The 12798-nt window shown below is 67.1% G+C and carries 11 protein-coding genes; 2 read left to right on the forward strand and 9 right to left on the reverse strand.

Annotated elements, in window-relative coordinates; genetic code table 11:
• The first annotated feature begins 79 nt into the window (after window positions 1–79).
• On the forward strand, window positions 80–466 hold the full coding sequence (locus ACUXVH_RS27125) for a hypothetical protein (RefSeq protein WP_065363547.1): 387 nt from the start codon (window positions 80–82) through the stop codon (window positions 464–466).
• 269 nt (window positions 467–735) lie between these two features.
• Here the strand turns inward: ACUXVH_RS27125 and ACUXVH_RS27130 are convergent, their stop codons facing one another.
• From ACUXVH_RS27130 to ACUXVH_RS27145, 4 genes are all read right to left on the reverse strand, one after another.
• Window positions 736–1323, reverse strand: a complete 588-nt coding sequence (locus tag ACUXVH_RS27130) for a hypothetical protein (protein WP_026020035.1) — start codon at window positions 1321–1323, stop codon at window positions 736–738.
• Between the two features lie 109 nt (window positions 1324–1432).
• Window positions 1433–2518 carry a lipocalin-like domain-containing protein gene (locus ACUXVH_RS27135; protein WP_019093658.1) on the reverse strand — a complete coding sequence of 362 codons (1086 nt, stop codon included), beginning with the start codon at window positions 2516–2518 and terminating at the stop codon, window positions 1433–1435.
• Window positions 2508–4988, reverse strand: coding sequence for an ABC transporter permease (locus tag ACUXVH_RS27140; protein ID WP_065364700.1), 2481 nt, complete (start codon window positions 4986–4988; stop codon window positions 2508–2510). The genes ACUXVH_RS27135 and ACUXVH_RS27140 overlap by 11 nt, the downstream gene beginning before the upstream one ends.
• Window position 4989: 1 nt before the next feature.
• The gene (locus tag ACUXVH_RS27145; protein WP_445496374.1) at window positions 4990–5658 is read right to left on the reverse strand and encodes an ABC transporter ATP-binding protein; all 669 of its coding nucleotides are present in this window, start codon (window positions 5656–5658) and stop codon (window positions 4990–4992) included.
• A 164-nt stretch (window positions 5659–5822) separates the two neighbouring features.
• Between ACUXVH_RS27145 and ACUXVH_RS27150 the strand changes: the two genes are divergently transcribed.
• Window positions 5823–6371, forward strand: coding sequence for a YniB family protein (locus ACUXVH_RS27150; RefSeq protein WP_065363546.1), 549 nt, complete (start codon window positions 5823–5825; stop codon window positions 6369–6371).
• Window positions 6372–6415: 44 nt separating this feature from the next.
• Here the strand turns inward: ACUXVH_RS27150 and ACUXVH_RS27155 are convergent, their stop codons facing one another.
• The 5 genes from ACUXVH_RS27155 to exaC all read right to left on the reverse strand — a co-directional run bounded on the left by ACUXVH_RS27155 (window position 6416) and on the right by exaC (window position 12521).
• Window positions 6416–8143: a PAS domain-containing hybrid sensor histidine kinase/response regulator gene (locus ACUXVH_RS27155; RefSeq protein ID WP_065363545.1), complete on the reverse strand. Its 1728-nt coding sequence runs from the start codon at window positions 8141–8143 to the stop codon at window positions 6416–6418.
• Window positions 8127–9290 carry an alcohol dehydrogenase-like regulatory protein ErcA gene (gene ercA / locus ACUXVH_RS27160; RefSeq protein WP_011060523.1) on the reverse strand — a complete coding sequence of 388 codons (1164 nt, stop codon included), beginning with the start codon at window positions 9288–9290 and terminating at the stop codon, window positions 8127–8129. Before ercA ends, ACUXVH_RS27155 begins: the two co-directional genes overlap by 17 nt.
• A gap of 387 nt (window positions 9291–9677) precedes the next feature.
• Window positions 9678–10592 (reverse strand): pyrroloquinoline quinone biosynthesis protein PqqB, encoded by a 915-nt coding sequence (gene pqqB, locus ACUXVH_RS27165; RefSeq protein WP_065363544.1) that lies wholly within the window; start codon window positions 10590–10592, stop codon window positions 9678–9680.
• 61 nt (window positions 10593–10653) lie between these two features.
• Complete coding sequence (gene pqqA, locus ACUXVH_RS27170) at window positions 10654–10725, reverse strand: pyrroloquinoline quinone precursor peptide PqqA (protein WP_011060521.1); 72 nt, start codon at window positions 10723–10725, stop codon at window positions 10654–10656.
• Window positions 10726–11000: 275 nt separating this feature from the next.
• Complete coding sequence (gene exaC / locus ACUXVH_RS27175) at window positions 11001–12521, reverse strand: acetaldehyde dehydrogenase ExaC (protein WP_015635021.1); 1521 nt, start codon at window positions 12519–12521, stop codon at window positions 11001–11003.
• Between the last annotated feature and the right edge of the window lie 277 nt (window positions 12522–12798).

Consider the following 12798-nt stretch of genomic DNA (forward strand, 5'->3'; position numbering starts at 1 on the left):
TTGCCATCCAGGCCGGCCGCCCCCCCGGAAAGCCGGCTGGACGCCTCTTGAACCCGCAGTACCAAGGAAAGGATTGGCCATGCGTATCACCCTCAACACCCTCCATGTAGAAGCCGACCATAGCCTGTGGGTCAATTTCAGCAGTGCGTTCGGCGAAGGCCGGGGCCAATGGCTGGGCACGCCGCCACAAATGGGCCAGGTGCATGAGGTGGAGTTGAGCCTGGAGGACGATTTTGTCTGGGATCACAACCTGTGGGCCGCGACCCAGGACAGGCCACGCATCAGCCGGGAACAGGCGGGGCTGCGGGTCACCGGGCAGTTGCTGCCCCGGGAAGACGAGGCTGTCGCGGCGCTGGCCATAGGTCCGAACATCGTCCTGCTGTCGCTGCAGGGTGGCCACGCGCAGCCAGGCGGCTTCGTCAGCCTGCTTGCACGCCAGGTCAGCTTGAGTCCGGTGGCACTGTAGAGGGAGCACGGCAGGCTCGCGCCGGAGCATCCAGCCAGGGTCGATTCAGGGTGATGTAAAGCGGGAAAGTCGCAGGACGCGACAGGGAAAGGTGTTCGCCCAGTGCTCTGGCCTTGGCAATCCTTGCACCGGTAAAGAGCCCTTGCACCGGGCGAACGGTTGGCATTCTAGTGCAACTGGCGGGGAAAGTCCGTGGGCAGATTCTGAATAAAACTGCACAGTGCAGTTAACCCGATTGCCCATTGCCTCCCCCGCTCAGTCCTGCCCCCTCAGCCTTCGTGGGCAGTGCTGACCTGCAGGATGTCGGTGTAGGTCACCAGCACGCTCTGGCCCACCTTGAGGTCCTTGAGGCGCTGCTGGACTTCGGGTTTCTCCACGCTCACCACTTTCTTGTTGCCCGCCGGGCCTTCGAAGGTCAGCTGGTTTTTCTTCAAGTCGATGGCGGTGATCTTCAACTGCACCTGCACCTGGCGATAGGCCGCGCCGCCGGGGTTGGGGTTGTCTGCGGTAGCGCGGACCACGCCGCTGGCTTCACTGGAATCGGGCTTGCCCTTTTCAACGTCGGTGTCGAGCACCGCCACCACCGAGTGGGTGACCGTGACCTTGACCTGATCGCCGACCTTGAGGTGGCCCAGGTCCTTGGCCTGATCGCTCAATTGCACATGCACCGGCTTGCCCCCGGCGCCTTCGAGCACCACCTGGTGCTTGGCGGCGTCCACCGACAGGACCTTGGTCACCACCTGGTCGGCCTCGATGGCCCCGGACAGCGGGATATCGGCGGCGTGTGCGGCAAGGCTGGCGGTGCCCAGCACAGTGGCCAGGGCGATGGCGCGGGCCAGGGTATTGAGGGTTTTCATCATGAACATTCCTTGTGGTTGAGAAACACACTGACTTTCAGTCAGGCCCTTGAGCATAGACGCCCTGCCAGCTTTCACCGGGGGGATGGGTGCAAGCGTCGCGGCGCCCTCAATAACCGGTCATCTCCAGGTAGCCGCTGCCACTGTGGCTGCCAGCGAATTGCAGCGGCCCTTCCCAGTAGGGAATGCTCAGGTTCATCCAGGCCTGGGGGTTCAGGGCCCGGGTGGTGATATCCAGGCCCTTGGCGGGGATCTTCAGTTGCCAGGTGGTGGGCAGGCTGCGGCCCTGGACCCTGGACTGGGCCAGCGGCAGCAACTGGATCTGCTCCTTGCCCAGGCTCTGGGTGTGGCCATCGGTGCTGATCCAGGTGCCGGTGATATAGGGCGCCTTGTCCCGCTCGCGGACCCGGAACAGCATCAGCCGCTCGCCGCTGTCCAGGTGCAGAGAGAACCAGTCCCAGCCGCTCTGGTCCGCGCCCAGGGGCTGGCTGCTCCATTCCCGGTCGAGCCAGGCCGGGCCGCTGACCTGATAGCGCTGGCCATCGATCTGCAACTCCCCCGCGGCCTGGAAGAACGGCTGGCTGTAGTAGTAGGAGGCCTGCCCCTGGTCGGACTTGCGGCTGTAGCCGCCCTCGCCCTGCAGCACCAGCGGCCGGCTGCTGGAAAGCTGCAGGCGATAGGCGAACCCCGGCCCCGCGGCCTGCACCTGCATCCGCGCCAGGGGGTCGCCGGCGCTGTTCAGGGTGCTCAACTGCCAGTCGTCGATCCAGGCCTGGAACGGCTGCGCGATCACCCCGGCCTGGCCGACGCCACCCCGGGCATAGCGCTCGGCGGCGTGGTGGCTCTGGGCCGACGTGGCCGCTGCATGGCCCAGCCACACCAGCGGCGCGCCCCAGCCCGGCTGTTCGGGAGCGGCCCGCAGGGCACTGCGAAACAGCGTCCACTGCACGCCGAAGCGGCGGCCCTGGGCGTCGCTCAGGTCTGCCGTGAGGTACCACCACTCGATGCGAAACCCGTCATGGGCACCGTGGTCGGCAGGAAAGCTGAAACTGCGCCCCGGCAACACCGGGGTGAAGGCCGCGGCCTCGCTGCCCAGGCCGGCAAAACCCTGGGGCGGCTCGGCGGGCTGTTCACAACCGGCCAGCAGCGCCAGCAGCAACCCCGCCAGGGCCCGGCCCAACACATCAGTCTTCATGGGCAAAAGTCCTCAACAGGTCCGCCGGTTGCGCGCGGTACAAACGCAGCAGCGGCCAGGCCGATGCCAACAGAGTCGCCAGCATGGCCAGGCCCAAAAGTTGCAGAAGCTGCCCGGGGAACACCCGCAACGGCAGGCGCCAACCAAAGGCCTGGACATTGATCACGCTGTCCAGGCACCAGGCCAGGAGGATGCCCAGCGGCAGCGCCAGGACCAGGGTGAGCAAGGCCAGCAGCCAGGTCTGCCCGAGGTTCAGCAGCATCAGTTGACGCCGCCCCACCCCCAGGGCCCAGAGCGGCGCCAGCTGGCCCAGCCGGCTCTGGCTCTGGGTCAGCAGGCTGATGAACAGCGCCACCCCGGACACCCCCAGGGTCAGGCTGTTGAGGGCGGCGGTGGCGGCGAAGGTGCGTTCGAAGACCTGCTGCGACCAGCCCTTGAGCCGGGCCTGATCGATGATCCGGCTGTCGTCCAGGGCGAACTGCTGTTGCAAGGCGCCGACCAGCCCGGGCATCGCTCCCGGCGCCAGGCGCAGGTTGAAGCGGCTCGGCGTCAGCGCTGGCCAATGCGCCAGCAAGTGCCCGGCATTCACCAGCAGGTGGCCCTTGGGGTTGCCATAGTCGGCGTAGATCCCCACCACCCGGGGCGCCCACTGCCCGGCGGGCACCGGCAGGCTCAGGCGGTCGCCGGGGCGCACCTTCAGGCGTCGGGCCAGCTGTTCACTGAGCATCAGGGTGTCCTGGCTCGCCAGTTGTGCCCAGGGCTCGGCGCCGTCGCTTTCCAGGAGCGGCCAGTGCTGGCGGTAGCTGGGATGGTCGATCACCCCATACAGGTCCGCCGGCCAACCCTGCACCTGCAACGCCACCTGCCAGCTGGGCAGCACAGCGGCCACCTGGGCCTGTTGCGGCAACCAGTCCAGCAACTGCCGGGCCTGCTCCGGGCTCTGCGGATTGACATACAACTCGGCGCTCAGGCGTTGCTCCAGCCAGTCGTTGAAGGTTTCGCGAAACCCTGCCGTCATGCTGCCGGCGCCGATATTCGCCGCCAGCGCCAGCAGCAGCGCCATCAGGGCCAGGCTCAGGGCCGGCAGTTGCTGGCGGCAATCGGCAAGAAACCACTGCCCCAGCACCCCACGCCGGCGCCCGAGCAAGGTCCCGAGCACCGCATCGAGCAGCACCGGCAGGCCCAGGGCCGCCGCCAGCAGCAAGGCCGCCATCAGCACAAAGCCGCTGGCCAGGCTGTCGCCCCACTGCCACGCCGCCAGGGCCAGCAGCAGCGCCACTACGGCCACCGCACCCTGGCGGCGCAGCCAGCGGGCATGGGCCTGATGCCAGGCCTGGGGGGTGGCCAGGGCCAGCAGCGGCAGGCGCGCCGCCCGCAGCAGGCTGGCGGCGCCGGCCAGCAAGGCCCCCAAGAGGCTCAGGCCGATACCGCTGAACCACCACCCGGGGCTGAGGCTCAACTGCCCCGCCACCTCGGCGCCGTACAAGCCGCGCAGGCTGGCGGCCACGTCCGGCAGCAGCAGCCCGGCCAGCAGGTAGCCGCTGATGACCCCCGCCACTCCACCCAGCAGCGCCAGGGCCCCCAGTTCCAGAATCAGGCTGAAGATCAGCAGCCGCGCACTGACCCCGCAGGCGCGCAAGGTCCGCAGCAGGCCACGACGCTGCTCCAGGGCCAGGCCGATGGCGGCATGCACGATGAACAGCCCGACCACGAAGGACAGGAAACCCAAGGCATCCAGGTTCAGGTGAAAGCTCTCGGTCAGGCGCGCCAGGGTGTTTTCCGATTCGCCCGAATGCAGCACCAGTTGCCCCGCCAGCTCGGCCGGCAAGGGCGGCGCGCGGGCGGCAAAGTCCCGGGGCAGCAGCAGGCGGCTCAGTTGCCCCGGCTGGTCCAGTACCTGCTGGGCAAAGCCGATGTCCATCAGCAGCAGCCCCGGGGCCATGTCCGCCTGCACCTGCAACGGCGGCAGCAGCCGGCCATTGCTGGCCCGGGGCTGCTGGCCCTCGCGGTAGCCGAGGCTGGCCAGGGTCTCTGGGGCAACCCAGGTACGCCCCGGCGGGCTGAAGAATTCCACCACCTGCTGCATCGCCAGTGGCTTGCCGGCCACTGCGGAACCGGCGGGCAAGGACAAAGGCTCGATGCCCATCAGTTGCAGGCGCAGCGCCTCGAAGCCCTGCAACTGCACCCGCCCTTGCAGCACCGGCGACACCGGCCAGCCGGCCCGGCGCAGGTCGACGAACCATTGCTGGGCAAAGCTTGCGCCAGTGGCCGTGCCCAGGCTGGCCTGGGGTTCACCGCCAATCAACTGGCTGGCCCGGACATAGCTGTCCCGGGCCTGGCTGTTGAGGGCCAGGACCCCGGTCAGCAGGCTGGTGGCCAGCCACAAACCGGTGAGCACACTGAAGAACTGCACCGGGTGCTGGCGCCAGTGGCTCAACAGCGCCTGCAAGGTGCCACGCAGCACCCGCATCTCAGGCCCCGCCCGCTGCGGCCAGGCGGCCACGCTGCAGGACCACGGTGTGTTGCAAACGGCTGGCCACGCGCTGGCTGTGGGTCACCATCAGCAAACTGGTGGGGCTGTCGGCCAGCAATTCCAGCAGCAAATCCAGCACCTGGTCACTGGTGGTTTCATCGAGGCTGCCGGTGGGCTCATCGGCCAGCAACAGCCCGGGCCTCGACGCCAGGGCCCGGCCCAAAGCGACCCGCTGCTGCTGGCCGCCGGACAGCTGCTCGGGGTAGCGGCGCAGCAAGTCCCCCAGGCCCAGGCGTTCCACCAACTGCGCCTGCCAGCGCGGATCGAAGCGCCCGGCCAGGCGCGCCTGGAAGCCCAGGTTGTCCTCGACCCGCAAGCTGCCGATCAGGTTGAACTGCTGGAACACCAGGCCGACTTCGGTGCGGCGCCAGTTGGCCAACTGGCTTTCGCTCATGCGCTCCAGGCGCTGGGCGCCGATGCGAATGCTGCCGCCATCCACCTGGTCCAGCCCGGCCACCAGATGCAGCAAGGTGCTCTTGCCGCTGCCGGATTCGCCCATCAGCGCCAGGCTGCTGCCCTTCCCCAGGTGCAAATCGACACCCTGCAGCACCGCCAGCGGCCCCTGGGGGGTGGCATAGCTCTTGAACACTCCTTGTACTTCCAGCATGGGCTGACTCGTCCGACCTGAAGGGGGCTCAAGGATAACCCGTGTCGCCCATGGCACCAGCGCAAACCTGCAACGCGGCAACCGATGAGCCAGGGCGCGCCCCTATCGCCCAGCGGCCACGGAATATAGTATTGCGGCCCTTTTGTTCATTGCAGGAAGCACCCATGACCTACACCAGGGCCCAATTGCAGTACCGGCTGTACATCGCCGCAGGCGCACTGTTGTTTACCGGTGCCTTGATCTCGACCTTTTTCTCGACCCTGAAAATGCTCCACTGGCGCCTGGACAGCTACACCGCCATGGCGCGCACCATCAACCGCCCGATCGAGCAGTTCACCCTCATGGTCTGGGAAAACACCCGCCCCCTGAACTGGCTCTGGGACAACAGCCCGACCCCCGACTTCATCCGCCTGAGCAACTCCGTGCACTGGAAGTTTCTGCTGATCTACCTGCTGATCTTCGTCGGCGCCGCCCTGTTCACCTCAGGCCGGATGCTGATGCGCAAGGTCGAGGAAGTAGAACCGCTGATCGAGGCCCAGATCAACGCCCCGGTCGAGGAAGGCGTACCCGCCAAGACCCTGCAACAGCTGGAGGACTCGACCCTGGTGGAGGCCGCGCCACCGTTCTTCAGCCAGACCCGCCTGCTTTTGGTCTGGCCCCTGGGCGGTGCAGCGGTCTACCTGGGCCTGCTGTGGATGCTGCGCATCATCTGAGCTCCGCGCCGGCGCATCGATTTGGCCGCCCCCCCTTGCCACCACTAGCCCAGCAACTGGCTGAGCACGGCCCGCAACTTGCCCGGCTTCACCGGTTTGTTGAGCAGCGGCGCGCCCAGTTGCTGCAAGGCGCGGCGGCACTGGTCGCTGCGGTCGGCGGTGATGATCACCGCCGGCAGCGGTTGTTGGAAATGCTCGCGCAAGCGCCTGACCACCTGGCAGCCGGTGACCCCGTGATCCAGGTGAAAGTCCGCCAGGATCAACTCCGGCGCCCGGCCCTGCAGCACCTCCAGGGCGGCGGCCTGATCGGTGGCGGTCAGCACCTCGCAGCCCCACTGGCCGAGCAGCGCGGCCATGCTTTCAAGAATGCTCAACTCGTTGTCCAGCACCAGCAGGCGCCGCCCCGGCAGCGGGTTGCCGGTGCCCGGCTGCGGCGCCTGCTGGCTCAAGGGCAAGGGCACCCGGGCCGCCAGTGGTACCTCGATGCTGAACCGCGAACCGTGCCCCGGCCGCGACGCTACCTGCACCCGATAGCCGAGGATCTTGGCGATGCGCTCGACAATCGCCAGCCCCAGGCCCACCCCTTTGCGGTCGGCGGCGCGGCCTACATCCAGCTGGTTGAATTCAAGGAAAATCGACTCCAGGCGGTCGGCGGCAATGCCGCGCCCGGTGTCCCACACCTCCAGCCGCAACTGGTCGCCGCGACGGCGCGCCGCCAGCAGGATGCTGCCGCGCTCGGTGTAGCGGCAGGCATTGCTGAGGAAGTTGCGCAGGATCCGCGTCATCAGCCGCAAGTCGGTGAACAGGGCAAAGTCACCGAAGCGCACCCGCAGCCCCAGCCCCGCCGCCTCGGCCACCGACTGGAACTCGGAAACCAGGGGCGCGAGCATTTCATCCAGGCGGTAGGTGGCCAGGTCCGGCTTCACCGCCGCCTGATCGAGCCTGGAAATATCCAGCAGGTCGGTGAGCAGGTCCTCGGCGCCTTCCAGGGCCTGGTGGGTGCGTTCCACCAGCAGTTGCTCCGGGGCCGGCAGGCTGCGCTCGCGCAGGGTGGAAATCAGCAGGCGTGCGGCATTCAGAGGTTGCAGCAGGTCGTGGCTGGCGGCGGCCAGGTACTTGTCCTTGCTGCGGTTGGCCGCCTCGGCGGCGTCCCGGGCCTCGCGCAGGTCGCGCTCGATGCGCTCGCGCCGGGCGATCTGCTGCTGCAGGTTGCGGTTGGCGTCCAGCAACTCATCGGTGCGCGCCGCCACCCGCTGCTCCAGCTGGTCGTTGAGCTGTTCCAGGTGCTGCTGGGCCAGCTTGCGCTCGGTGATGTCGGCGACGAACCCTTCCACCAGCCCGTCCTGGTCGGGCTTGAGCAACAGGTTCATCAGCACGTCGATGCTGCTGCCGTCCTTGCGCCGCAGCTGGGTCTCGTAACCCAGCAGGCTGCGCTGGTTCTGTAACTGCTCGCCGATGGCCGCCAGTTCCGCGGCGCCGCCCACGAACAGATTGCCCGCCAGGTCGGCCAGGGAAAACAGCACTTCCTGGGGGTCCTGATACCCCAGCATGCGCGCCAGGGCCGGGTTGGCGGCACGCATGCCGGCCTGCAGGCTGGCCTGGAAGATGCCGTGCACCGCGTTCTCGAACAGCCACTTGTAGCGGTTGCGCTCGGTTTCCAGGTCTTCCAGGCGTGCCGCCAGTTCCGGGTAATGGCTCTTGCGCGCCGAGTGGTTGCCCAGCCCCAGGAGCCCGGCCAGGGCTCGTTGCTGTTCGTCAGAGGGCCTCGCCATAGACCACCTCGACATCACGCTGGCTGGATTCACGAGGGTTGGTGAGGATGCATGGGTCGCCCATTGCGTGCTGCGAGAGGAACGGAATATCGCTGCTGCTGACCCCATGCAGGCCCAGGGTCTCGTGGAAGCCGATGGCGCGCTTGAGGGCGATCAGGTGCTCCACCAGGCGCCCGCAGATCTGCCGCTGGTTGAGCCCGCGGCAGTCGATGCCGAAAGTCTCGGCAATCACCTTGAAGCGCTCCGGCGCCGCGCTGTAGTTGAAGGCCACCACATGCTCCACCAGCACCGCGTTGCACAGCCCGTGAGGCAGGTCGAGAAAGCCCCCCAGGCTGTGGGACATGGCATGCACCGCGCCGAGGATCGCGTTGGAGAACGCCAGCCCGGCCTGCATGCTGCCGAGCATGATCTTCTCGCGCAGGGCGATGTCCGAGGGGTTGGCGATCATCTGCACCAGGTTGCCGTTGATCAGGCGCATGGCTTCCAGGGCGTGGGGATCGGTCAGCGGCCCGTGGCCGGTGGAAACGAAAGCCTCGATGGCATGCACCAGGGCGTCGATGCCGGTGCAGGCGGACAGGAACGGGTCCATGCCCTGGGTGGTTTCCGGGTCGATCAGCGACACATCAGGGACCACCGCCTTGCTGACGATGGAGAACTTCATCCGCTCCTGCTGGTTGGAGATGATCACGAACTGCGAGACATCCGCCGAGGTGCCCGCGGTGGTCGGGATCATGATCAGCGGGGGGCTGGGCATGCGGATGGTGTCCACCCCCTCGAACTCGAGGATGCTGCGCCCGTGGGCGGCGACGATGCCGATGCCCTTGCCGCAATCCATGGGGCTGCCGCCACCGACCGCGACGATCACATCGCAGGCGTTTTCCCGGTAGATCTGCGCGCCGTGCATCACCTCCTCCACCCGCGGGTTGGGCGACACCGCGCTGTACAGGCAGTACTCGACGCCCTGGGCCAGCAGGCTGGCCTCGACATCGGCGACCCAGCCGGCGGCGATCACCCCGGGGTCGGTGACCACCAGCACCTTGCGCGCACCGAAGGTCTTCGCATAGTTGCCGACGTTGTGCCGGCAACCGGCGCCAAAGATGATTTCCGGAGAGACGAACTTGCGCAGCAGACTGAGATTCTGGCCCATGGGGGAAGCCTGTTTTCTTATTGTTCTGGAGAAGAACGCCAGCCTAAAGCATCCGTTGCTGAAAGCAATCCGACCATCGGCGGACTTCGCAGCCTCGGCAGCGGCTACAGGCCATGTAGCCGCTGCCGCAGGCTGCGAACGGCACGAAGAGCCGCAGCTTTCTTGAGGCCGCTGCGGGTTTGGCGGGTGATCGCCAGGGCTCAGCAGCGGCTACAGGGCCAGTGTCGATCCGAGGTTGGTGTAGCCGCTGCCGCAGGCTGCGAACGGCACGAAGGGCCGCGGCGCTCTTGAGGTCGCTGCGGGTTTGGCGGGAGATGGTCAGGCAAGGCCCTGCGGGCCTTTGCGCAGCCTCGCGGGCTCGGCAGCGGCTACAGGGACCGGGTGGCGTCAGAGATGGATGTCCATGCCGTCATGCGCCACTTCGATGCCGCGGCGGGTCAGTTCGGCGCGCTCGGCGGAGTCCTCGTCGAGGATCGGGTTGGTGTTGTTGATGTGGATCAGCACCTTGCGCGCCCGAGGAAAGCGCTCCAGCACCTCAAGCATGCCGCCGGGGCCGCTTTGCGCCAGATGGCCCATCTCGCTGCCCAGCTTGTCGCCCACTTCACACAGGCGCATCTCGTCGTCGCGCCACAAGGTGCCATCCACCAGCAGGCAGTCGGCGCGCTCCATCCACGCCAGCAGGGCCTCATCCACCTGCCCCAGACCCGGGGCATAGAACAGGCTGGCGCCGCTGCGCCGGTCCTCGATGAACAGGCCGATATTGTCCCCCGGGTGCGGGTTGCCGCGATGGGGCGAATACGGCGGCGCGCTGCTGCGCAGGGCAATCGCCCGCAGCGTGATGTCCGGGCAGGCCGGCAGGCTGAATTCCCGGCCGTCGAGGTGGATGGGCTGCCACTGCAAGCCGCCGTTCCAGTGGCTGAGCATGTTGAACAGGGGGAAGCCGCTGCACAGGTCCTGGTGGACCATCTCGGTGCACCAGACCTGATGCGGGCAGCCTTCGCGCAGGCTGAGCAGGCCGGTGCAATGGTCGATCTGGCTGTCCAGCAGGATCACCCCGGCCAGGGCGGTGTCCCGAAGCTGTCGGGCCGGTTGCAGCACCGGAAAGGACTCCAGCTGCTGGCGAATGTCCGGGGAGGCGTTGCACAGGATCCACTCGCTGCCCTGGTCGCTCAGGGCGATGGACGACTGGGTGCGGCGCCGGGCGCGCAGGCTGCCGTCGCGCACGCCGGCGCAGTTGCGGCAGTTGCAGTTCCACTGGGGAAAACCGCCCCCCGCCGCGGAACCGAGAATGCGGATATGCATGAGGTGCTCCTGAAGGGCAAAAGGCTCCGGCCGACACCAGTACCGGCCGGAGCGGGACGGCTCAGCGGTTGGCGAAGTACATGGTCACTTCAAAGCCGATACGCAGGTCGGTGTACGCGGGTTTATGCCACATGGGGTCAAGCCTCTTGTTGTGCCGGGGGATTCCGGTAAAGGCATTAATGCACGGGGAGCGCGGGGGCCGAATGCTACTTTGGGACGAACCGGCGGGTGCGTTGGTAGGGGTGGATTGACGGTGGTCTTGCGGGCCTCTTCGCCAGCAAGCTGGCTCCTGCAGGGTTGGCGGTGCTGCGCCCACAACGCACACGGGGAGGTGCCCACCCATGAGCCCTCCCCGTGTCCGTCCCGCACAAGCGCGGCGGCACCCAACCACCGCGCCTGTTGTTGCCCTTAGAAGAAGCCCAGGGGATTGATGTCGTAGCTCACCAGCAGGTTCTTGGTCTGCTGGTAGTGGTCGAGCATCATCTTGTGGGTCTCGCGGCCCACCCCGGATTTCTTGTAGCCACCGAACGCGGCGTGGGCCGGGTACAGGTGGTAGCAGTTGGTCCACACGCGGCCGGCCTTGATCGCCCGGCCCATGCGGTAGGCGCGGTTGATGTCGCGGGTCCACAGCCCGGCGCCCAGGCCGAACTCGCTGTCGTTGGCGATCGCCAGGGCCTCGGCTTCGTCCTTGAAGGTGGTCACGCCCACCACCGGGCCGAAGATCTCTTCCTGGAACACGCGCATCTTGTTGTGGCCCTTGAGCAGGGTCGGCTGGATGTAATAGCCGCTGGCCAGGTCACCTTCCAACAGCTCGGCGGCGCCACCGGTGAGCAGCTCGGCGCCCTCTTCCTGGGCGATCTGCAGGTAGGAGAGGATCTTCTCGTACTGCTGCTGCGACGCCTGGGCGCCGACCATGGTCTCGGTGTCCAGCGGGTTGCCGCGCTTGATCTTAACGATCTTCTTCATCACCTCGGCCATGAACGGCTCGTAGATCGACTCCTGAACCAGGGCCCGGGATGGGCAGGTGCAGACTTCACCCTGGTTGAAGAACGCCAGCACCAGGCCTTCGGCGGCCTTTTCGATGAACTTGGGCTCGGCCTGCATGATGTCTTCGAAGAAGATGTTCGGCGACTTTCCGCCCAGCTCCACGGTGGACGGAATGATGTTCTCGGCGGCGCATTTCATGATGTGCGAGCCCACCGGGGTCGAGCCGGTGAAGGCGATCTTGGCGATGCGCTTGCTGGTGGCCAGGGCCTCGCCGGCTTCGCGGCCAAAGCCCTGGACGATGTTCAGCACCCCGGCCGGCAGCAGGTCGGCGATCAGCTCGGCGAAGACCATGATCGACAGCGGGGTCTGCTCGGCGGGCTTGAGCACCACGCAGTTGCCGGCGGCCAGGGCCGGGGCCAGCTTCCAGGCGGCCATCAGCAGCGGGAAGTTCCACGGGATGATCTGCCCCACCACGCCCAGGGGTTCGTGGAAATGGTAGGCGGTGGTCAGTTCGTTGATCTCTGCGGCGCCGCCTTCCTGGGCACGGATGCAACCGGCGAAGTAGCGGAAATGATCGGCGGCCAGGGGCACGTCGGCGTTGAGGGTTTCGCGCACGGCCTTGCCGTTGTCCCAGGTTTCGCTGACCGCGAGGATCTCCAGGTTCTGCTCGATGCGGTCGGCGATCTTCAGCAGCACCAGCGAACGGTCCTGGGCGCTGGTCTTGCCCCAGGCATCGGCGGCGGCATGGGCGGCGTCCAGGGCCTTGTCGATGTCCGCGGCAGTGGAGCGCGGGAATTCGGCGATCACCTCACCGTTGACCGGCGAGGTGTTGCTGAAGTACTGGCCGTCCACCGGCGGCACGAACTGGCCACCGATGAAATTGCCGTAGCGTGGCTTGAAGGACACGACGGCGCCTGGGGTTCCGGGTTGTGCGTAGATCATGCTGGGCCTCTGCTGGTCGATGCCTGTCCACGACAGGCGATGGCTCGATGGTAGAGAGCCCCGCGTGCCGGACGAATGCATCGTTGGCAGGGGGGCTCTCGTCATTTGGTCGTAGGTTGATTGCCCTGTGCGGGAGCCGGCTTGCCGATGAAGGCGCTCTTGCGGGCCTCTTCGCCAGCAAGCTGGCTCCTACGGTCGGCAGGGACATTGCGGTGGCTCCTACGGTCGGCAGGGATATTGTGAGGGCTTTGTAGGAGCCGGCTTGCCGGCGAAAGCG

The sequence above is a fragment of the Pseudomonas sp. 8(2025) genome, from assembly GCF_052665325.1.